Here is a 20,708-nt window from a genome sequence, read left to right as displayed (position 1 = left end):
CCCCATAGCCGAACCTGTGGTCGCTCGCCGTGGCCGTCGAACCCGTGCTCGGCGGTCCTTCATCGCGATGCCGCGAGTGGCGTCGGCGTGGTTCGCTCACTCGTGGACACATGAGTGAGCCCACGGCCGCCACCTGAGAGTGAAGTGGCGGCCGTGGGCCTCCGGTGCATGACCGGATTCACCAGACGACGGTGATCGGAGGGGGAGGGATCACCGTCGTCCAGTCGATTCCCGCTGAGAGCGGGAACCTGACCTATGCGCGCTTGCGGCGTGTGACACCTGTCGCGACGAGTACTCCACCAGCCACCAGTGCGGCGGCTCCACCTCCGAGAACCCACGGCGACACGCTGCCGCCCGTGAGTGCGAGTTCGAGCCCACCGCCGGTGAGCGGAAGCTCTGTGCCTGCGGACGCGACACCAGGATCGTGGTCGCAGCTCACGGCGGAATCATGGCCGTGTGAGACCGTGACCGTAGCCGTGTATGACCGCGAACCGCCGAAGGCGAGCGCGTAGGAGCCCTCACCGTCGGCCGGTGGGCGGAAGGTGACGACGAGGCTGCCGTCTGCGGCCGCCGTGTTGCCCGAGACGGCGGAGTCGCCGGCGTTGAAGCCGGAGACGGACACCCCGACATTCTCGGACGGCAGGAAGTACCCGGCGCCGAACGCGACGGTCGACACCTCGCAGGTGTCGATGATCGGATCATCGACGGTCACCCGCGGTGTGCCGGCGTACGAGTCCGACTCGGTCGGAACGACCGGCGAGGCAGAGGCGACAGCAGGTGCCATGAGCACGAGTACGCCAGCGGTAAGGCTGATGGCAGCCAGTTTCTTCAGCATGATTCTCCCCAGAAATACACGCGGAATCGCCTTCGAATACACCCCTGCATCCGACTGCGTGAGTTCTTCCTGTCCCCACGACAGAATTGCAGAACTCAGATATTCCCCAGTGGGATTGACCCTACATCATCGAATACGGAAAGTCACGATGCGCAACGCAGTTGCTCGCGAGATGTCTCCGGCGTGTCCACCATGGGCGTGTGGTCGACCACCGTGAGCCGCTCTCCGGCCCCGGTTCCCTGGAACTCGACCGTGATCTTCGACGACTCACCCGGGGCCAGGAGCACCTCGTGCTGAACGGCCGACCGGGAGCCGAGCAGAGCCGTCTGCACACTCGCCTCTTCCCCGTCGCGGTCGATGTGAGACGGAGCCGCGCCCTCGGGGCCGTACACGGTGATCAGAGTCCGTGTCGAGCCGGCCGGCACCCCGTAGAACCCGTCAGCGGTCACGTAGGGCGGCAGGGAAGTGCCTGCGTCGGCCGGCGCATCGTTCTTCCACGTCACCGTCACCTGCGTGGTCGGCTCGCCCTCGCAGGTGCCGATCGAGGTCGTTATGGCGGCGTCGGCATAGAAGTCCATCTTGCCGCCGGTGGTGTCGTTCAACAGGACGCCGACGTGAGTCTGGGTGTCGTCCTCTGGCAGCGCTCCGCCGAGAGTCGACGCCGACAGGATCGCCTCCTCGTCCTCGTGCGCGCTCCAGATGCGGATACGCCGCTCGTCTGCCGAGGCCGAGAGAGCGGCGACGAGGTCCTTCGGATCCGCCTGGGTCAGTGCTGCGGAGAGGAGCGCTCCCGCGGCCTGCGAGAAGATCTCGTCCTGTGCCAGCGGATCGGGGACGGCGGCGTAGATCTCGGAGAGCAGCAGTCCCACCACGGTCTCCTCGGTGGCGCTGAACGGCCCGAACGTGAGCGGTCCTGTGGCTGCGACGAGGGTCTCGGTCATCACGGCGTCGACCGCGATGACCCCGTCGACCGGCTGTCCGAAGCGGTTCTGCCAGCGTGTCGCGATCGCAGGACCCGCCTCGGTGAAATCGGGGATGCTCGTGAGGTTCTGCATGTAGCGACCCGGACGATCCTCGAAGAGGGCGACGGTCGACTCGCTGAGCGGGAGCGGGGTCTCGAGGGCCGGGAAGTCGGGGACGGAGGCCTGTTGCACGAGCGTGATCCGGCCGTTCTCAGCGTGGAGGAGGGCGATGGCCCCGATGATGCCGCCCGAGGATCGCAGCTCGGCGTTGTTCTGCATCGCGAGCACGTAGTTCCTGGGCCCTTCCGCGCCGAGCATGCTCGGCAGCAGCGCGGACGCTCCGTGCAGCGCTCCGACCACCGTGGCGGCCTGGGTGACGGTCGATCTCATCTCCCGCACTGCGTCGGCGAGCGGCGGCAGAGTCGCATCCGCATCGATGCGGATGGCACGCGTCTCGGCCGACGTCAGCGTCGCGCTCGCGTCAGCGAGCGACGGCTCGATCTGCGCGAACGGCGCCAGATCGACTGCCCCGCCCGAGAGTCCCAGACTCGCCAGGTCGAGTTCATCGGCGGCCTGCAGAACGGGGACGAGCGCGTCCGAGGCGACGTCGTCGGCGATCGCTGCGACCTCGCTCACCGCCGAGAAGTTCGGACCGAGCCATGGAAGGAGGCCGAATCCGTGCCAGATCGGATCGGATGTCAGGTCGTGGGCGGATCCCGCATGGTGGGCGATGCGGGAAGACAGCGATGCTGCCCTGTCGAGGTCGCCCTCGCCGATCGCCTGCTTGAGCTTCGACGATGACGCCGCGACCTCCTGCAGGCTGTTCACCGCACCGATGCCGCGGATGGCGACCCAGCCGATCGCGAGCACGAAGAGGATCACGATCACGCCGATGGTCCACCGCACCCATCGACGACGTACAGGCAGTCGTCCGTCACTCACCCCTGCATTCAAGCACGAAGCGGCATATCAGAGGTGCGCGGTGTCCCCGATCCGCGTCGCTCTCGGTCACGCTCCCAGGTTCGGAGCGCGAGGGCGATTACTGTTGTCGCATGGGTGCTCGGCTGCGTGTGGTTCTGGATCAGCTGACGCATGTCGTGCACGCGGATCATGCGTCTGCGGCATCCGACCTCACCGCGGCGCTGATCTCGACCGCTCCGGCCGGTTGCGAGGTCGAGGCGATCGTCCCGTCCGGTGTCGAGGTGCAGATTCCGGGTCTCACGGATGTGCGCAGACTGTCGCTCGCGCGGCGTGAGCTCGCGGCATCGTGGCAGCTGGGGATCGCGCCGGGGGTCGGCGGAGGTCTCATCCACTCGCCGACGTTGATGGCGCCCCTGGTGCGGCATGACCGCCTGCACGACCACGATCAGACCACCGTCACGCTGTGGGATCTGCAGGCGTGGGAAGAGCCCGACTCCCTGTCGAAGTCCGCAGTCGCCTGGCAGCGCGCGATGCTGAAACGAGCGGTCAAGCACGCGGATGCCGTCGTCGTCCCCTCTCATGCGGTCGGCGCGCGACTGGCGGAGATCGCGAAGCTGAGTGGGCGGATTCGCGTCATCCCGGGAGCGGCACCGTCGGCGCTGGTGGTCCCGTTCGACGCGACTGCCCGACGAGCCTCTCTGTCTCTGCCTGCGGGCTATCTGGTCCTGACGGGCTCCGCTGCGTCGCTCGAGCACGGTTTCCGGGCGGCGATCGCAGCAGGCACGGAAGCCGTGGTGCTCGACGCACCGGAGGGTTCTGAACCGAGGCTGGCCGAGATCGCCGCGGCAGCAGGACTGCCCGAATCGAAGGCGCATGTGCGCGGGTCGCTGACGGTGGCAGACAGGGCAGCGGTCCTCGCAGGTGCGTCCGTCCTGGTGGCCACGAGCGCACGCGCCGTGTGGCCGTGGCGTGCGGTCGAGGCGATGACGCTCGGCGTGCCGGTGGTCGCCGTCGACAGCGGAGTGCACCACGACGTGATCGCCGACGGGGGAGTGATAGCCGATCCGGCGGACGTCGCCGAGGCCGTGGCCGATGCGGTCGGCGACGGCTCACGTCGCCTGAGCGTGCTCGGCACCGATCGGTCGAGATCGTTCTCGTGGCTCGGCGCGGCCGAGCGCGTGTGGGGACTGCACGCGGACCTCTGAGCCCCGAGCCCGCCTCGGGGGCAGGCTCTGATCAGGAGCGCATGACCTCGACGGCATCCGCGCTGGGCCCGTCGAAGCGCACCTTGCCCTTCTGGAGCAGGATGCCTCGATCGCACAGGTTCGAGACCATGTTGAGATCGTGGCTGACGACGACGAGCGTCTTGCCCTGTGCGTGCAGTTCGCGGACGCGTGCGAGGCACTTCTTCTGGAACGGCTCGTCGCCGACGGAGAGGATCTCGTCGATCAGCAGGACGTCCATCTCGGTGTGGATCGCCACGGAGAAGGCGAGTCTGAGGAACATGCCGGATGAATAGTGCTTCACCTCGGTGTCGATGAACTGCTCGATCTCGCTGAACGCGACGATCTCGTCGTACCGTGCCTCGGTCTCCTTCTTGGTCATGCCCAGTATCGCGGCGTTGAGGAAGATGTTCTCGCGACCGGACAGATCCGGGTGGAACCCCGCGCCGACCTCGATGAGGCCGGCGACGCGACCGCGAGTGAGCACCGTGCCGGCATCCGGTTCGAGCACCCCGGAGATCAGCTTGAGCATCGTCGACTTGCCGGAACCGTTGAAGCCGAGGAGCGCGACGGATTCGCCCTGCTGGATGTCGAACGAGACGCCGTCGAGGGCGTGGAAGTCCGTGGTCAGCGGCTTGCGACGGATCGCGGCGAGAGCCGTCTCCTTGATCGAGTGCGTGTGCCGGAGCTTGAAGGTCTTGTGGACGTCGTCGATGATGATCCGCGGGAGTGGCTGCGCATCAGAGATCTTGGGCAAAGCGGCCCTCCAGTCGGCGGAAGACGAGCTGGCCGATGACCAGCGCGATGAGTGACGTCACGAGTGCGATGAGCCCGTACATCCATACCTCGGGGATCGGGGAGGCATCGGGTCCGAGCGGGAACCAGACTCCGTAGTGGAACAGCTCGACGGCGGCGGTGATCGGGTTCAGTCGGTAGAGGACGAAGAGCCACTCGGGCACGACCCTGGCGACCTGGGTCCACTCGTACATCACGGGGGAGGCCCAGATCGCGATCATGACGATGATCTCGACGAAGCTCTGCGCATCGCGGAACGTCACGTTGATCGAACCGAAGAAGAGGCCGAGCCCGCTGGCCAGGACGGCGATGATCACCAGAGCCAGGAGGATCGCGCCGATGGACGCGAACGTCGGCGCCCAGCCGAAGAACAGCGAGATCGCGATCACCACGATGATCTGGGGCACCGTGTTCACGGCGGCGATCATCATGCTCGCGATCGGGAACATCTCGCGGGGCAGGTAGATCTTCTTGATCAGCGCCGCGTTGTCGACCAGTGAGCGGGTGCCGTTGGAGAACGCCTCATTGAAGAAGGTCACCACGGTGATGCCGGACAGCAGATAGATCGGGAAGAAGTCGACCCGGTCGTTCAGACCGAGGAAGACGCCGATCGCGACGAAGAAGACGACGAACTGCACGAGCGGCTTCACGTAGGACCAGAGCCACCCGAAGATGGAGCCCCGGTAGCGGATCTGCACTTCCTTGCGCACGATGAGCGAGAGCAGATGCCTTTGCCGGAAGACCTCGAGGAGCCCTCGATTCGCGCCAGGAGTCGTCATTCTCTGGTCGTCGGCTGTGCGAGCCTGTTGCACCGCGATTCCACCTTCCGACGCGCCGACGGTCTCGGGCGCACCGTGAGCAATCATACGATCCCTGACGCCTCGTCCCTGGCAGATCGATGGGGAAGCGCCGAACGCGCGGCACAGGCTCAACCCAGGGTCGGAGTCACGGTCGCTGGTAGGATCGCGGAGGTCTCGTGCGTCCGTCGATCCGAAAGCAAACTGTATCCGTGACACCTCTTCAAGCTCTCGATCAGCCTGCACTCTTCCGCTTCGAGGACCCGCAGACGGGTGTGGATCTGTCGGAGCGTGAGCGTCGCCTCCTCGTCGGTGCGCTGAACTTCCATGCGCTCATGGCGCCCCAACGGGCGCTCCGGGTCCATCTCTACGACGGCTCGGTGGAGACGACTCCCCGCCTGACCGACGACAGCACGTTCGACGGGCTCTCGAGGAACAACCGCCACCGTATCGGGAGCTTCGGCATCGTGAGCTCCGTCTCCGTCGAAGAGCGCGAGCCCGAGCACACGGAGGCCGCCTCCGCCGCTCTCGTCGCGTCGCCCACCAGGCATCTGCACGTCTCATCCGACAGTGTTCTGAGCTCCGACCCCTACCGACCCCAGCGCCCGGGGCTCGTCGGACGGATCGCACGGAGTGTCAAGTCGCGCGCTCCGCTGCTCTACGACGACGCGCGCGATCTCTCGCTGCTCAGATTCCGCCGCAAGCTCACGACCGCCATCGAGCCTCGCGACTACGAAGGCGAGTTCCGACGTGGGGGTGCGCACGAGGGCGAGGTGATCGTACCGGCCGCCCCTGCCCCCGAGGGCGCGCAGAAGGCCGTGATCATCGGTCTCCACTGGTTCGAACTCGGCGGCGCTGAGCTCTGGGCCTTCGAGACGGTGCGACTGGTGCGTGAGGCCGGCCTGCTCCCGATCGTGCTCACGAATCGGGACTCCCACCAGCCGTGGGTCACCCGTCCCGAGCTCGACGGGGCGCTGCTCATCCCGTTCTCGGAGCCCACCGTCGAGTCTCAGACGGCCGGCGTCGAACCACTGCTCCGCGCGCTGCTGCGCACCTTCGACGTGCGGGGCGTCGTCATCCATCACAATCAGTGGCTCTACGACCGGGTGGCGTGGATCGCGGCGTCGCGCCCCGGCATCCCCATCGTCGACAGCACGCACATCGTCGAGTACACCGGGGGCGGCTATCCCCTGAGCAGTGCCATCGCATCGAAGTCGATCACCACGCATCACGTGATCTCGCCGAGCCTCGCGCGCTGGATGACAGACGTCCAGCGGATCCCCTCCGACCGTGTGGTCATGGCACCGCTCGGCGGACTCACCGTGAAGCCGAAGGATGCCGTGTTCCGCCCGCGGGTCGAGGGAGAGCAGTTCACTGTCGCGTTCGTCGGCCGCATGGCGCGGCAGAAGGCGCCGGAGGTGTACCTCGCGATGGCGCGCCGCCTGAAGCGGCAGGGATATTCGCTGCGTTTCATCCTCCACGGCGGTGGGGAGCTGTCGAGCTGGGTCGATGACATCATCGAGGCGGAGGGCCTGGGAGCCGACATCATCCGGCGCACCTCGGACACCCCGGTCTCCGACACGCTCGACGAAGCCCACGTGCTCGTGGTCGCTTCCCACAATGAGGGACTCACACTGACGACTCTCGAGGCGATCGCGCACGGAGTGCCGGTGATCTCGACGGACGTCGGCGCCCAGGGCGACATCATTCCGGAGGCTGCCCTGGTTCCTCGATATGCCCGTCTCGCAGCGCGCCGGCTCGCCGACGCGGTGGGCCCGCTCGTCGATGACGAACAGGCGAGGGAAGCGCTGTGGCGCAAGGAGCGCAAAGCTGAGAAGAAGCTGCTGTCCCAGCAGTCCGCGAGTTCATGGTTCAAGGAAGAGGTGGGCTCGTGGTGAGTGTCGCTGGAGTGGTCGTCACGTTCAATCGGCTCGAGAAGCTGAAGACCGTGATCGCGTCGATCGAGGCGCAGACGCACCCCGTCGAGACGCTGTTCGTCATCGACAACGCCTCGACCGACGGCACGGCGGAGTACCTGGCCGCGCTCGCGACGTCGATTCCCCTCGAGGTCGTGACCATGTCGACCAACTCCGGGGGAGCGGGCGGCTTCTCCGAGGGGATGCTGCGCGGATACGCGTCCGGTGCCGATCACGTGTGGATCATGGACGACGACTGCTACCCGAAGCCCGAAGCCCTCGCGAGCCTCATCGCCGGTTTCGACGGGGCCGTCGAGGAACTCGGTGGCGACGTTCCCTTCGCGTGCTCGGTCGTCGAGTTCACCGACGGCAGCATCTGCGAGATGAACAACCCCGTGACGACGTGGGACTGGGGACGCCTGCTCGTCAAGGGGCAGAAGAACGTCATGGTGACCGCGTGCTCGTTCGTCTCGGTGCTGATCCCGCGGTGGGCCATCGCGGAGTACGGGCTTCCCTATTCCGAGTACTTCATCTGGTTCGACGACCGCGAGTACACCCTTCGCCTCACCGCGCGTTGCCCCGGTGTGCAGGTGCTCGACAGCGTCGTCGTCCATGACATGGGGGACAACCGCGGAGTCAACTTCGCGATGGTCGACCGCAAGAGCCTGTGGAAGTTCTCGTACGGTGTGCGCAACGAGGCGTCCTGGCAGCTGCACCATCGTGGCTTCCTGTACTTCGTGGAGTTCGGTGCACGGCTGTTCGTGAGCCTCCACCGAGGCCGCGTTCCTCTGGACCTGCGCGCGAAGCTGCTCGGCAAGTGGCTGAAGGGCATCACCTTCAACCCGAAGATCCGCTACCCAGAGGCGGAGGCGGCGTGAGCTGGGTCTCGATCCTGCCCGCGCTGCTCGTCACCGGCGCTCTTCTCTTCCTTCCCGGACTGCTGCTCGGCTTCCTCCTCCGCCTGCGCGGAATGAGGCTCGTCGCGCTGGCCCCCGCGCTCAGCGTCTCACTCGTCGCAGTCGCCGCCCTCGCGGCGCCGTTCGTGGGAATCCGGTGGAGCATCCTTCCGGTGCTCATCCTCACTGCTGTGGCTTCGGTCGCCGCATACTTCTGGTCGAAGCACGTCGGCAAGCCTGTGCCGCTCCGTCAGCGCTCGAGCGCCAGGCAACTGGTCGCCGTGATCGTCTCGATCGTCGTACCCGCCGCTCTCATCGCGTTCGTGCTGGTCAGGAGCATGCACGACCCGGAGTTCTTCTCGCAGCGATATGACAACTTCTTCCACCTGAACGCCGTCCAGTACGTCCTCGACACCGGAAACGCATCGCCCCTGTGGCTGGGCAGCATGACGTCGCCGGCGGGCGTTCCGTTCTACCCGTCCGGCTGGCATGCGATGGTCTCGATCGTCGTCGCGCTCAGCGGAGCCTCCGTGCCGCTTGCGACCAACGCGATGATCATCGTCGTCGCTGCGGTCGTCTGGCCGATCGGCGCGGTGCTCCTCGTGCGCGAGCTCCTGGGCCGCAACCAGATCATGACGGTGATCGCGGGGGCGCTGGCCGCCGCCTTCCCGGCATTCCCCTTCCTGCTGCTGCATTACGGCGTGCTCTACCCGTTGTTCCTCGGCCTCGCCGTCGCACCCGCCGCCATCGTCGTCGCCTGGTGGCTGCTCAGGCCCGGAAGGGTGCCGCGTCGTCAGGACTGGGCGCTCCTGCTGGTGCTCGTGGTGCCCGGTCTGGGTGTCGCGCACCCGGGCGCGCTCATGGCGGTCGTCGCGCTCACGGTGCCTTTCGTCCTCGCCAGGCTTCTGCACGAGGTGAGGACCCCGGGTCGACCGCGACTGATCGGCATCGGCCTGCTGGTCGCATACGCCGCTGCAGGGGTCGTTCTCCTGCAGGTGGTACGGCCCCCGGCCAGCCAGATCTACTGGCCCATCATCAACACGGTTCCCGACTCGATCGGTGAAGTCGTCGCGGCGAGCGTGTACGGCTATCCGAGCTCGCTCGGGATCACCGCCCTGATGATCATCGGCGCATACAGCGTCATCCGCAGAGGCACCTACGCGCGGTGGTCGATCCTCGCGATGGCGGTCATCTCGGCTGTGCTCTACATCATCGTGTCGGCGTCGCCGTATGAGACGCTGCGCTTCTGGTTCACCGCTCCGTGGTACAACAATCCGCCGCGTATCGCCGCTTTCTGGGCGATCGGAGTACTGCCGCTCGCGGCGCTGGGCGGAATCGTCCTCGTGACCTGGCTCCTTCGGCAGCGAGTGCTGACGCGGGTCCGGCGGTTCTCCGAGCGCCTGCCCATCGTCCTGATCGCCATCGTCGTGATCGCGCTCGTCGGGGTCACGCAGAACGCCGCGATTCGACAGGCTGCCGCCGACATCGAGTTCACCTACGAGCTCCGACCCGGTGGGCCGATCGTGTCTCCCGACGAACTCGATCTCATGGAGGACCTCGCAGAGCTCGTCCCGGAGGATGCGGTCATCGCGGGAGACCCGTGGACGGGAGCGTCGTTCGCGTACGGTGTGAGCGGAAGACGGGTCCTCATGCCCCATCTTCTGATGGACCTCACCGACGACGCTGAAGCGATCAACACGATGCTGAGCACGGATGGCGACTCTCCGCAGGTCTGCGACGCGCTCGAGGACACCGGGGTCGCGTACGTCCTCGACTTCAGTGCCGACGGGGACTTCCAGGAGAACGACGCGGACTACTCGGGACTCGATGACCTCGACAGCTCGCCCTTCGTCGAACTCGTCGAGCAGCGCGGCGACGCGAAGCTCTTCAAGATCGTCTCTTGCGGACTCGGGTCATGACCTACGAGATCTTCGTGCCGTTCTGGGGCGACCCGGATCAGCTCTACGAGACCGTCGAATCCGTCCGCGCCCAGACCGATCCGGACTGGCGGTTGACGATCATCGACGACTGCTATCCCGATGACTCGGTCGCAGTCCACTTCAGTGAAGAGCGGGATGAGCGGATCGTCTACTCCCGGAACGAGCACAACGTCGGGATCACCGAGAACTTCCGGGAGTCGGTTCGGCGTGCGTCGGGGGATTTCGTCACGATCCTCGGCTGCGACGACCTTCTGCACCCGAACTATGTGGAGGTCGTCCGCGCGGCGGCCCGCGCAGTGCCGCATGCCGACGTCATCCAGCCGGCGGTTCAGGTCATCGACGAGAACGGGGCTGTCGTCCTTCCGCTCGTCGATCGGATCAAGCAGCGCCACCTCGCTCCGAAGGGGCGGGGAGTGACCGTCTTCAGCGGCCCGGACATGGCCACCACGCTGATCAGGGGCAACTGGCTCTATTGGCCGTCGCTCTCGCTCCGAGTGGAGACGCTTCGCCGTATCGACTTCACGGACGACCTTCCCGTCATCCAGGACCTGGCGCTGCTGATGGACATCGCCTTCGACGGCGGCACGCTGGCCTACACGCCGACGCTCGCATTCTCGTATCGTCGCCATCTGGAGAGCGCATCCCAGAAGACGCTGCTCGACGGCAGTCGCTTTCTCGATGAGCGGCGGTATTACCGCATCGCGCGCCGATCGGCCGCTGAGCGAGGATGGAGCCGCACAGCGCGGACCGCACGGGTGCGCCTCATGTCGCGGCTGCACGGGATCGCCGCGCTGCCCCTCGTGCTGCGGCACGGCACGGCCCGGGGCGTGCGATCGTCGCTGGCGCACGTCGTCGACCTGAGCTGAGGGCGCGGAGCCCTGCGCGGCGGCTCAGGCGCATGACGGTGGTGTCAGCGCGCTGCGCGGACGCGACGCGATGCTTCACGCCATGCGCGGAGGAGCATCCACCTCGACTGCAGCGCCTTGCGGAGTCCTCGCGGCTTCGGAGCCGACGCGTTGGCATCGTGCAGGCGGCGCCGCAGCACCGGGCTCTGGACATGCGCGAGTCCCCGAGCGGTATTGCCGACGGTCGCGATCCACAGATCATGCGACTCGACGAGGAAGTCGGGGAAGGGCAGGATCAGGTCTCTGGCCTCGCGTCGGAACGCCATCGCACAGCCGTAGTAGGGCGCGTCGCCCGCGAGCAGACGCAGCTCATTAGCCAGAGAGCCGCCTGAGGGCAGGGCATCGAGGTGCCACGGGCGTCCGGTGAGCGGAGAGCGCAGAGGCGCATCGTCAGGCAGCAGCACGAGGTCGCCGGCCGCGATCGACCGGTCGCGAAGTGCCTCGACCAGCAGCGCACGGCGCCCGGGGACCCACTCGTCATCCTGGTCGGAGAGGAAGATGATCTCGCGGGTCGCTTCGGCTATCGCGGCCTCGAAGGCTTTCACGTATCCCTGGTTCGTCTCGGAGCGGATCAGTCGGATGCGATCGTCTCCGAGAGCGGCCACGACATCTGCGGTGCCGTCAGCGCTGGCATCGTCGACCACGACCACTTCGTCGCCGGGGAGGAGTCCGTCGAGGATCGATTCGAGCTGGTGCCGGACGAATCGCTCGCCGTTGTATGTCGCCATGCACACGCTCACGGCCTCGGTCATGCGATGTCTCCCTCAGCCGGCGCGACGAGAGCGAAAGCCGATCGCCTCTCCAGCAGCAGATGATGTGTTCCGGCAGCCCCGACGACGGCGAGGATCACGAGCTCCGAGGCCGCGAGGGCGGCGATGATCCCGCTGAGACCCCACTGGGAACCCAAGACCATGAGCGGGAGTCCGACGAGAGCAGCGCCGAGGGTGCCGAAGAGCACGTAGCGGTTGAGGCCGGCGGGTACCAGCACATTGCGGATGAAGGGGGTGGTCAGACTCGTCAGCGCGAAGGTCGCCCCGAAGCCGAGGAACACGGCGGTCTCCGGCGTCGCCTCCGCACCGAAGAGGAGTGTGGAGAACAGCGGGCCGAGCAGTGTCAGCGCCGTGCCGCCGATGAGGGCGAGTGCAGCATGGAGTCCGAAGGCCACGAAATGGCGGCGTGCCCGACCATGTGCGTACGAGACCTCGAGCACCCACTTCTGCAGAGTGTTCGACAGGACCGTGATGGCGAAGAGCGCGATGCGGAAGAACTTGTCTGCAGAGGTGGCCTGACCGCTGGCCGTCGCGCCGAGGATGCCCTGCGCGAGCGGGATGGGTGCAGACGTGTAGGAGCCGCCGATCGTCTCCGCCGCGGCGACCGAGAGGTTCGCCCGGTATGCGCGCAGGATCCGCTTCCCCGCGAACGGGGGCACGGGCCGTCGATAGAGGCGGAGGTTCAGCAGCAGAGGACCGGTGAGGAAGCCGATCAGCGTGAGCACCGGGTACCACAGCAACTGCTCCGTCAGCAGGAGGAGGGGAATCGCAAGTGCAACGCTCACACTCACCGGGACGGTCTCGAACAGCAGCACCACTCGCGCGTTGCCCACGCCGACTGCGTACCAGACGACGGTCATGGCCGCAGCGGTGGTCGCCAGGGTGACGAGTGCGGCGACGAGGCGGAACTCGGCGGGGACGAGGAACGAGCTGAGCGCGGCGCCGATCAATCCCGCCGTCACGACGAGCAGGCCGCGGCACCAGAACGAATCACCGAAGATCTGACGCCGGGCGGCATCGTCGGCGCTGAGCGCGATGCGCGCTCCGCCGGAGATGTTCCAGCCGAACCCCGCGATGATCGCGCAGACGGTTCCGACGGCCTGGGCCGTGCCCACGGAGCCCCAGGCCGCCAAGCCGAAGACGTTCGGGATGATGGGGAGCAGGAACAGTGGGGCGATGAAGGAGATCAGAGGAACGGCGCTAAAGCCCGCAAAGCGTGACAGTAGAACCTTCATCGATGGGACTCCTCGGACCATTGCGGCCCAACACCATTCGGGATGGCGGGGACGTGAACGCGTGCGAGCCTAGACTACTGGAGACGGCGTGAAGGAGAGGTCAGGGACCAGATGGTTGGAGTTATCGTGCTCGCCGCCTATCGACCCTCCAAGGAGCTCTTCGCCCGCCAGCTCGCCTCGATCCGCGACCAGACGGTGACGGACTGGGAGTGCATCATCTCGGTCGACGGAGAACTGGAGACCGTCGAGGAGGTCGTCGCCGATGTCGCGGCCGGAGACGACCGCTTCAGGATCCTCGCAGACGGCCGACGTCTCGGCTTCTACCTGAACTTCGAGCGGGGGCTCGAGGCGGTGCCCGCAGAGGCGGAATGGGTGGCTCTGAGCGACCAGGACGACTTCTGGTACCCCGACAAGCTCGAGACACTGCTCCCGCACCTCTCGGAGTCCGCGATCGTGTCCGGCCAGGCCCGACTGGTGGCCCACCCCGGTGATGAGGTGCTCGGATTCACCGAGCGCCGGCAGCTCGATGCCGCATCGACGATGATCGTGAATCAGTTCACCGGCTCGCTGTGCATCTTCCGCGGCGACCTGCTGTCGACGGCGCTGCCGTTTCCACGTCTCTCCTCCCACACCGTCGCGCACGACCACTGGCTCGCGGTCGTCGGGATGGCACAGGGAGGCGGTCTCATCGTCGAGGATGTCGTGCAGGATTACGTCCAGCACTCCGCCAACGTGTTCGGTGATCCGAGCCGTCTGCGGCTCGGCCCGATCGCAACCCTGCGACGAGCCTGGGCCAACGCGGTCGGGTTCGCTGCGCGCTACGAGGGGACCGCCTCACCTCCGGCGATGGCACGGATGCTGTTCTGGATCTACGCGGGATGGCGTCAGCTGATGGCGCAGACGCTCGTGGAACGGGATCCCCTCTCGCCATCCGCGATCGAGATGGATCGGCGTTTCGGATCGGGGCGGCGACTGCGCGAGACCGTGGGGATGCTGCGTCGAGTTCGGCGCGCACGGGTGGTGCCGATGCCGTTCGTCATCGCATACCTGGCGAGCTGGGCATCGGGCTGGCTGGTCCGGGGGCGTCGACGCAAACCGACCGTGGCACCCTAGACGGTCTCAGGCGGATTCCGCGTCCGGGAGCGGGCGAGCGCGCCAGGTGACACGGGCGGCTTCGGTAGCGAGCGCCGGCCGCATCCTGCCCATGCGCTCGTCCCGTCCGTCTCGGAACCCCGCGGCGAGCAGTTTCCGCATGGTCGAGCGGGGCTTCGCCAGCATCCACGCGATCAGGAAGTATGCGTAGTCGGCCCGTGCGTCGCGGTGCAGGCGCGCACGATGCCGCGGGTGGCGTCGCCCCAGCACGATTCGATTCCTGGCCCGGTAGTAGTAGCGGAACGGGGTGCTCAGGGTGAGAGTGGGCAGCAGTGCTCCGAGCGGTCCCGGGATTCGGTAGCGCGCGCCCAGGCGGTGCGGCAGCCGGAGGCCGGGGGCGATGATGCACGGCAGGTCGGCATCACGGCAGCGGATCTCGAAGTCCGTGTCCACGAGGTCGATGAACAGGGATTCGTCCATCAGGCCGACCCGTTCGACCACGTCGGCGGGGAGGTACATGCCGGATTGGATCGCGTGAGCGGCGTACACCACACCCTGTCGTGTCGACGGCCCGGCTTGGGAGACGTCGGCGAAGAACTCCGGAACGACCGGGCCGGCGGGGACGCGGTGCGCGAGGGCATTCTCGCGAGCGGCGCTCAGAGCAGTGACGAACCCAGGCGCGACGGTCGAGTCCTGATCGAAAGTCACGATCGCATTCGCGCCGTTGTCGATCGCGGAGCGGATGCCGTGATTCAGCGCGGCGCCGATGCCGGAATTGTGCTCCAAGGCGATCATCAGTGCTCCGCTCGACGCGATCTCCGCGCGGATCGGATCGAACTCGGGGCCGCTGCCGTCGTCGACCACGATGATCCCGGTGACCTGGGCGCCGAGATCAGCCAGCAGCGGGGGCACCCTCTCTGGGCGATGAACGGTGACGACCGCCCAGACGCCGTCGCTCGGGGCTCGGGACGTCATGCCGGGGGAGCGCTGTCGGCGCCGCCGCCCCGGTGCTGAGCCTCCAGGGCCGCGATGCGGCTGTCCAACCTGTCCACCTCGGCGCGCGACAGTGCGGCCTCCTCCGCGACGCGGCGGATCTCGTCCTCAGCCTGGGAGAGCTCCCAGGAGAGATGCAGCGAGACCCCCAGGAGCAGGGTGATCGCGAGAGCGAACAGGAGGTTGGCCGGCACCTGCACCCCGAGCAGCGCGGTCGCCCAGAGCAGGAGCTGCGGGAAGATCCCGAGCAGCAGGACGCTGAGCGCGATCACGATCCACATCACCGCATACTTCTCGCGGAGGCGTCGCGTGAGAAGCATCCAGAACACCAGGGCGAGGATGAACAGCGAGAGGGCTATCCCGATGGCGACGATCATTGTGCGTCCTCCCGTTCGCGGACGTTCGTCGAGGGGGTCGTCGAACCGGGGCGACGCAGCATCGCCAGGCCGAGGGTGAACACCGAGCGCAGCAGATAGATCGACGCTCCGATCGGGCCCTGGCTCGGGGTGCCGTGGACTCGCGGCCGCATGGCCACTGGCACCTGCGTCACCGTCAATCCGGCGTGGCACGCTGCGACGAGGGAGTCGATGGTGTCGCCGAGGTACTCGGCGGGGTAGTAGCGGACGTACTGCTCGATGGCTCTGCTGTTGGCGGCGCGGAAGCCGCTCGTCACATCGGTGAGACGGGTCTTGGCGACTCTGGACACCGTCTTCGCCAGGAACAGCATCGCCCAGTGGCGCGGACCGCGGACCGAATAGTCGCCGACGTCTGCGAAACGAGCGCCGATCGAGATGTCTGCGGTGTCGAGACCGTCGAGGACGCGGGCGATGTCGACAGGATTGTGCTGCCCATCGGCGTCCACCTGGATCGCGCGGGTGTAGCCGTGACGTTTCGCGTACGTGAAGCCGGTGCGCATCGCCCCGCCGACGCCGAGGTTGAAGGGGAGGGAGATGACCGTCGCGCCGGCCTCTCGTGCGACTGCGCCCGTGTCATCGGTGGATCCGTCATCGACCACGAGAAGATCGAAGTCGGCACTTGCGGCCCGGATCTCGTGAACGGTGCGTCCGACGTTGCGGGCCTCGTTCCACGCGGGGACGATCACGAGGACACGGTCCGACGACAAACTCATAGTTCCCCGATCCTATCGGATCGACCGGAACGGGAGGGTCACGTGATCGGAGCCCCGACCGAGTAGTCGGCCTTGAACGCGGGGGCGATCTGGAGCACCGCGGGTGCGCGCCCTCCGCCGAGTCTCAGCAGGACCGTGATCGACGTCACGTGCCTCAGCTTGCCGTTCTCGTAGAAGTAGATCTCGGGCGTGCCGGTGAACTGCACGAAGTCGACTCCGTTGGTGAGCAGGGGGGACCCGACCTTGAACTGCGAGAGCTGTTCACCCGGGAGCACATACTCCCGCGGCGGCTTTCCTCCGTTCAGCTGGAGCAGGGTCTTGATGCTGCGAACGTGACGCAGCATCCCGTTCTCGAATCGGTAGATCTCGTCGCGTCCGGTGAATCGCACGAAGGAGTTCGAGGGGAGGAACGCGGGGCCGATGCCGTACCACCTGACGGTGGCCTGCGACCAGGGCAGCACCTGCAAGGGTCTGGATCCGTTGAGGGCGAGCAGATCGGCGGGGGACTGCACGTGCCGCAGCGTGCCGCCCGAGACGACGTAGATCTCAGCTGCACCCTGCGGCTGGACGAAGAGCGGGACGGAGACCGTCGTCTTCGCGCGGGTCATCGCGCCGCATTCGCCGCTGCCGAGCTTCGTCGGCTTGATGCTGCCGAACTGCGTGCCCGACACCGGATAGACCTTGCCGCCCGCGGCGAGCAGGTTGGTGTTGCCGCACGAGACGATCGGAGTGAGCGTCGACCCGACCTTCGGGTTGGCTGCGACCGAACTGCGCGGTATCACGGTGAGACTCGTGGCGCCGAACTCGGCGGCGAGGGCGGTGCTGGGCACGTGCACCAGGCGATCGCCGAGGAGCGTGAGGTAGATGTCCTTCGAGTCTGCGGCGCGCACCAGGCTGTTCGCCTTGATGACGAGGAGCCCGATGCCGATCGATGCAGCCGCCGACGGCTTCATCGAGGCGACGTACCCGGACGTTCCTCTGGACACCTCGAGCCACGTCTGCTGGTTGGCGACGTGCCTGCGCAGACCCGCCTGATAGAGGTATACCTCCGGCTCCGCTCCCGAGCGGAAGAACGATCCGACGGGTGCACCCTCGGAGAATCGGTCCGCCGTGGCGCCGGTGAGGTTGACGTACGAGCTGAACGAGTATCCGAACAGCGCGATCTGAGCCGCGTCGACGAAGCGATGCCGGGTGCCGTCGGGCTCCAGGAGGTACAGGGTGCCCGTTCGAGGGTCATGCACGTATCGCGTGACCGGCTTGCCCTCTGGCATCGGGTCGAGATACGCCGCGGCCACCGACACGGCCCCGCCGAGCCTCGACCGCAGAGCGGCGTAGTCCTCGCCTGCGACGACATGGTGGCGCGTGCCGGACTGCACGAGATAGATCTCCGCGCGACCCGGGACCTGCGCGAGGGTGGCCGACGTGGCGCTCTGGGTCTGCGTGCTGCCGAACCAGTCGGTGAAGAGCTGGTAGAAGTTGCGGTTGCCGTAGCTGGAGCAGCCGTCCCCGCTGCCGTAGCCGGCATTGAGTGCCGCCCGGTTCGGCTGATACGGCGTGTAGTAGTAGAGCGCGGCGGTCGCCTTGTTCTCGACGCGGACCGGTGCCGAGCCGCAGGCCCTGTTGGGGTGGTACAGGATGTTCCAGGTCTTTCCCGGCGCGTAGTACGTGAACCAGCGCCCCTCGGCGTAGATCTGCATCTGCCTGGCCGCACCGTAGATCTGGTAGAAGAAGCCTGCATATGCGGGGTCACACGCCGCCGTGTCCGGGCAGCCCTGACCGAGCGCCATGTCGAAGCGCCAGCTGCTCGGCCACGTGTGCGTGACGAGGCTCTGCTCCTTCTCGAGCATCACGATGAGCACCCGCGGGTTGATGCCGCAGGACTGCGCGACCCGCGCGATGATCGTGGCCGCCGATTCGTTGGCCGCCCCGCTGTAGCCCCGGCAATAGCTGTCGGCCGGACGGTTCGGCGTGTTCTGGCGGTAGTCCTTGAGGCAGACGTATCCAGCGCGGCACGACGCGACCTTCCCGCGGAAGAACGAGTCGATCTGACCGGCGGACATGGTGTCGCCCTGGAAGAAGACGGCATCGGAGATGATGTTCCCCGGCTTGAACTGCGCGAGGTTCGCGGTCTCGCGGATCGACGCATCCGCCGAGCCCGTCGCCGCAGCTGACGATGTCAGCGCGGTCGCGGCTGTCGAGAGACCGCCGGAGGATGAGGGCGACACGGCACTGGCCGGCGTCGCCACGAGCAGGGATGCGGCGAGGACGACAGCCGCTGCACTGGCGAGGAGGCCGAGCAGGTGGGGGGATTTTGAGCCGGTCACCTGCTCATTGTGACGGAAATGCACAGATGATGCCAGTGTGAACGATGTGACGCAAGTAAATCGTGTCTTTCTGAGTCCCAGCTGGGATGTGGCACGATATGGGGGTGAAAGGCATAATTCTCGCTGGCGGCTCAGGCACTCGACTGCACCCGATTACGATCGGCATCTCCAAGCAGCTGATACCCGTGTACGACAAGCCGATGGTCTACTACCCGCTGTCGACGCTGATGCTGGCGGGGATCCGGGACATCCTGATCATCACCACGCCTCACGACGCCGAGCAGTTCGAGCGTCTTCTCGGTGACGGCTCGCAGTTCGGGGTCAATCTCACGTTCGCGCAGCAGCCGTCGCCGGACGGCCTCGCACAGGCCTTCGTGATCGGAGCCGACTTCATCGGCGACGACAAGGTCGCCCTCGTGCTGGGTGACAACCTGCTCTACGGCCCGGGGCTCGGCACCCAGCTCAAGCGCTACACGGACGTCGAGGGCGGTGCCGTGTTCGCCTACTGGGTCGCAGAGCCCAACGCCTACGGTGTCGTCGAGTTCGACGCCGACGGTCGCGCCGTCTCCCTCGAGGAGAAGCCTGAGCACCCCAAGAGCAACTACGCCGTGCCCGGACTCTACTTCTACGACAACGACGTGGTCGAGATCGCCCGCACCCTCGAGCCGAGCGCGCGCGGCGAGTACGAGATCACCGACATCAACCGCGCATATCTCGAGCGCGGCGGGCTCCAGGTCGAGGTGCTTCCTCGCGGAACCGCATGGCTGGACACCGGCACGTTCGATCAGATGTCGGATGCCGGTGACTACGTGCGCACCATGGAGCGCCGCACCGGGCTGCGCATCGGCGTGCCGGAAGAGGTCGCATGGCGCCAGGGCTTCCTCACCGACGACGAACTGCGTGAACGGGCCACGAAGCTCGTGAAGTCCGGCTACGGCACATACCTGCTCGAGACCCTGGAAAGAGGTCGTTGATGTCGAACATCCTCGTCACCGGAGGCGCCGGATTCATCGGGTCGAACTTCGTCCACTATGTGGCCGAGCACACGGACCACACCGTCACGGTCCTCGACGCGCTCACCTACGCCGGCAACAGGGCCTCGCTCGCGGGGTTGCCTGAAGACCGTGTGCGGTTCGTGCACGGCGACATCACCGATGCCGAGCTCGTCGACGGGCTCACCGCCGAGGCGGACGCCGTGGTGCACTACGCGGCGGAGTCGCACAACGACAACTCGCTGCACAGCCCCCGTCCGTTCCTGGACACCAACATCATCGGCACCTACACGCTGCTCGAAGCCGCGCGCAAGCACGAGACACGGTTCCACCACATCTCCACCGACGAGGTCTACGGCGATCTCGAGCTCGACGACCCCGAGCGGTTCACCGAGCAGACTCCGTACAACCCGTCGTCGCCGTACTCATCGACGAAGGCGGGCAGCGATCTGCTCGTCCGTGCCTGGGTCCGCTCGTTCGGCGTGCAGGCGACGATCTCGAACTGCTCGAACAACTACGGGCCGTATCAGCACGTCGAGAAGTTCATCCCGCGTCAGATCACCAACGTGATCCGCGGCATCCGTCCCAAGCTCTACGGGGCGGGCGAGAACGTCAGGGACTGGATCCACGCGAACGACCACTCGTCTGCAGTGCTGACGATCCTCGAGAAGGGTCAGATCGGCGAGACCTATCTGATCGGAGCCGACGGCGAGCGCAACAACAAGGACGTCGTCGAGTTGATCCTCGAAGAGATGGGCCAGCCGCGAGACGCGTACGACCACGTCACCGACCGCGCAGGTCACGATCTGCGGTATGCGATCGACTCCACGAAGCTGCGCACGGAGCTGGGCTGGAAGCCGGAGTTCGCGGACTTCGAGTCCGGACTGGCGGCCACCATCGAGTGGTACCGCGACAACGAGTCGTGGTGGGCACCGTCCAAGGATCAGACCGAGGCGTTCTACGCCTCCAAGGGGCAGTGACCC

General features: G+C 66.7%; 17 protein-coding genes and 1 pseudogene. 8 read left to right on the top strand and 10 right to left on the bottom strand.

Going from position 1 to position 20,708, the window contains the following annotated elements; all coding sequences use genetic code 11:
* Nucleotides 1–253: 253 nt before the first annotated feature.
* Both ACIP5T_RS05345 and ACIP5T_RS05340 read right to left on the bottom strand, forming a co-directional pair.
* Nucleotides 254–835, bottom strand: a complete 582-nt coding sequence (locus ACIP5T_RS05345) for a hypothetical protein (protein WP_400861194.1) — start codon at nt 833–835, stop codon at nt 254–256.
* A gap of 143 nt (nt 836–978) precedes the next feature.
* A complete protein-coding gene (locus ACIP5T_RS05340) occupies nt 979–2,739 on the bottom strand; it encodes a DUF4012 domain-containing protein (protein ID WP_400861192.1) in 1,761 nt (586 codons plus the stop codon).
* Between the two features lie 110 nt (nt 2,740–2,849).
* Between ACIP5T_RS05340 and ACIP5T_RS05335 the strand changes: the two genes are divergently transcribed.
* Complete coding sequence (locus tag ACIP5T_RS05335) at nt 2,850–3,923, top strand: glycosyltransferase (RefSeq protein ID WP_400861191.1); 1,074 nt, start codon at nt 2,850–2,852, stop codon at nt 3,921–3,923.
* A 31-nt stretch (nt 3,924–3,954) separates the two neighbouring features.
* Here the strand turns inward: ACIP5T_RS05335 and ACIP5T_RS05330 are convergent.
* A pseudogene (locus ACIP5T_RS05330) lies at nt 3,955–4,539 on the bottom strand (ABC transporter ATP-binding protein); the annotation flags it as partial.
* 142 nt (nt 4,540–4,681) lie between these two features.
* Nucleotides 4,682–5,515 (bottom strand): ABC transporter permease, encoded by an 834-nt coding sequence (locus tag ACIP5T_RS05325; protein ID WP_400861190.1) that lies wholly within the window; start codon nt 5,513–5,515, stop codon nt 4,682–4,684.
* Nucleotides 5,516–5,745: 230 nt separating this feature from the next.
* Here ACIP5T_RS05325 and ACIP5T_RS05320 point away from each other — a divergent pair, with 230 nt between their 5' ends.
* From ACIP5T_RS05320 to ACIP5T_RS05305, 4 genes are read left to right on the top strand one after another with little or no spacing between them, the layout of a single operon-like run.
* The gene (locus ACIP5T_RS05320; protein WP_400861189.1) at nt 5,746–7,431 is read left to right on the top strand and encodes a glycosyltransferase; all 1,686 of its coding nucleotides are present in this window, start codon (nt 5,746–5,748) and stop codon (nt 7,429–7,431) included.
* Complete coding sequence (locus ACIP5T_RS05315) at nt 7,428–8,327, top strand: glycosyltransferase family 2 protein (RefSeq protein WP_400861186.1); 900 nt, start codon at nt 7,428–7,430, stop codon at nt 8,325–8,327. The genes ACIP5T_RS05320 and ACIP5T_RS05315 overlap by 4 nt, the downstream gene beginning before the upstream one ends.
* Entirely contained in the window at nt 8,324–10,264 is a 1,941-nt protein-coding gene (locus ACIP5T_RS05310) for a DUF6541 family protein (protein WP_400861183.1), read from the top strand. The genes ACIP5T_RS05315 and ACIP5T_RS05310 overlap by 4 nt, the downstream gene beginning before the upstream one ends.
* Nucleotides 10,261–11,151, top strand: a complete 891-nt coding sequence (locus ACIP5T_RS05305; RefSeq protein WP_400861180.1) for a glycosyltransferase — start codon at nt 10,261–10,263, stop codon at nt 11,149–11,151. The genes ACIP5T_RS05310 and ACIP5T_RS05305 overlap by 4 nt, the downstream gene beginning before the upstream one ends.
* Nucleotides 11,152–11,195: 44 nt before the next feature.
* Here ACIP5T_RS05305 and ACIP5T_RS05300 read toward each other — a convergent pair whose 3' ends face one another.
* On the bottom strand, nt 11,196–11,942 hold the full coding sequence (locus tag ACIP5T_RS05300; RefSeq protein ID WP_400861176.1) for a glycosyltransferase: 747 nt from the start codon (nt 11,940–11,942) through the stop codon (nt 11,196–11,198).
* On the bottom strand, nt 11,939–13,195 hold the full coding sequence (locus tag ACIP5T_RS05295) for a hypothetical protein (RefSeq protein WP_400861173.1): 1,257 nt from the start codon (nt 13,193–13,195) through the stop codon (nt 11,939–11,941). The genes ACIP5T_RS05300 and ACIP5T_RS05295 overlap by 4 nt, the downstream gene beginning before the upstream one ends.
* A 111-nt stretch (nt 13,196–13,306) precedes the next feature.
* Between ACIP5T_RS05295 and ACIP5T_RS05290 the strand changes: the two genes are divergently transcribed.
* Nucleotides 13,307–14,308: a glycosyltransferase gene (locus ACIP5T_RS05290; RefSeq protein WP_400861171.1), complete on the top strand. Its 1,002-nt coding sequence runs from the start codon at nt 13,307–13,309 to the stop codon at nt 14,306–14,308.
* A 6-nt stretch (nt 14,309–14,314) separates the two neighbouring features.
* Here ACIP5T_RS05290 and ACIP5T_RS05285 read toward each other — a convergent pair whose 3' ends face one another.
* The 4 genes from ACIP5T_RS05285 to ACIP5T_RS05270 are packed head-to-tail and all read right to left on the bottom strand — an operon-like array spanning nt 14,315 to nt 18,733.
* The gene (locus ACIP5T_RS05285) at nt 14,315–15,262 is read right to left on the bottom strand and encodes a glycosyltransferase (protein ID WP_400861169.1); all 948 of its coding nucleotides are present in this window, start codon (nt 15,260–15,262) and stop codon (nt 14,315–14,317) included.
* Entirely contained in the window at nt 15,259–15,657 is a 399-nt protein-coding gene (locus ACIP5T_RS05280; protein ID WP_400861168.1) for a DUF2304 domain-containing protein, read from the bottom strand. The genes ACIP5T_RS05285 and ACIP5T_RS05280 overlap by 4 nt, the downstream gene beginning before the upstream one ends.
* The gene (locus ACIP5T_RS05275) at nt 15,654–16,409 is read right to left on the bottom strand and encodes a glycosyltransferase family 2 protein (RefSeq protein WP_400861166.1); all 756 of its coding nucleotides are present in this window, start codon (nt 16,407–16,409) and stop codon (nt 15,654–15,656) included. Before ACIP5T_RS05275 ends, ACIP5T_RS05280 begins: the two co-directional genes overlap by 4 nt.
* A 38-nt stretch (nt 16,410–16,447) precedes the next feature.
* The gene (locus ACIP5T_RS05270; RefSeq protein WP_400861163.1) at nt 16,448–18,733 is read right to left on the bottom strand and encodes a hypothetical protein; all 2,286 of its coding nucleotides are present in this window, start codon (nt 18,731–18,733) and stop codon (nt 16,448–16,450) included.
* Between the two features lie 104 nt (nt 18,734–18,837).
* Between ACIP5T_RS05270 and rfbA the strand changes: the two genes are divergently transcribed.
* Together rfbA and rfbB are read left to right on the top strand one after the other, a co-directional pair.
* Complete coding sequence (gene rfbA, locus ACIP5T_RS05265) at nt 18,838–19,707, top strand: glucose-1-phosphate thymidylyltransferase RfbA (protein WP_295104846.1); 870 nt, start codon at nt 18,838–18,840, stop codon at nt 19,705–19,707.
* Nucleotides 19,707–20,705, top strand: coding sequence for a dTDP-glucose 4,6-dehydratase (rfbB, locus tag ACIP5T_RS05260; RefSeq protein WP_400861161.1), 999 nt, complete (start codon nt 19,707–19,709; stop codon nt 20,703–20,705). Before rfbA ends, rfbB begins: the two co-directional genes overlap by 1 nt.
* Nucleotides 20,706–20,708 lie beyond the last annotated feature (3 nt).

It is taken from the genome of Microbacterium sp. NPDC088619 (genome assembly GCF_044752825.1).
Taxonomy (GTDB): Bacteria; Actinomycetota; Actinomycetes; order Actinomycetales; family Microbacteriaceae; genus Microbacterium.
The sequence above is the reverse complement of the archived record's forward strand: the minus strand, read 5'-3'. Positions and strand labels throughout refer to the sequence as shown.

Coding starts and splice junctions, on each gene's coding strand:
- ACIP5T_RS05345 (WP_400861194.1), bottom strand. CDS start 835: ATGCTGAAGAAACTGGCTGCCATCAGCCTTACCGCTGGCGTACTCGTG.
- ACIP5T_RS05335 (WP_400861191.1), top strand. CDS start 2,850: ATGGGTGCTCGGCTGCGTGTGGTTCTGGATCAGCTGACGCATGTCGTG.
- ACIP5T_RS05325 (WP_400861190.1), bottom strand. CDS start 5,515: ATGACGACTCCTGGCGCGAATCGAGGGCTCCTCGAGGTCTTCCGGCAA.
- ACIP5T_RS05305 (WP_400861180.1), top strand. CDS start 10,261: ATGACCTACGAGATCTTCGTGCCGTTCTGGGGCGACCCGGATCAGCTC.
- ACIP5T_RS05300 (WP_400861176.1), bottom strand. CDS start 11,942: ATGACCGAGGCCGTGAGCGTGTGCATGGCGACATACAACGGCGAGCGA.
- ACIP5T_RS05295 (WP_400861173.1), bottom strand. CDS start 13,195: ATGAAGGTTCTACTGTCACGCTTTGCGGGCTTTAGCGCCGTTCCTCTG.
- ACIP5T_RS05290 (WP_400861171.1), top strand. CDS start 13,307: ATGGTTGGAGTTATCGTGCTCGCCGCCTATCGACCCTCCAAGGAGCTC.
- ACIP5T_RS05285 (WP_400861169.1), bottom strand. CDS start 15,262: ATGACGTCCCGAGCCCCGAGCGACGGCGTCTGGGCGGTCGTCACCGTT.
- ACIP5T_RS05280 (WP_400861168.1), bottom strand. CDS start 15,657: ATGATCGTCGCCATCGGGATAGCCCTCTCGCTGTTCATCCTCGCCCTG.
- ACIP5T_RS05275 (WP_400861166.1), bottom strand. CDS start 16,409: ATGAGTTTGTCGTCGGACCGTGTCCTCGTGATCGTCCCCGCGTGGAAC.
- rfbB (WP_400861161.1), top strand. CDS start 19,707: ATGTCGAACATCCTCGTCACCGGAGGCGCCGGATTCATCGGGTCGAAC.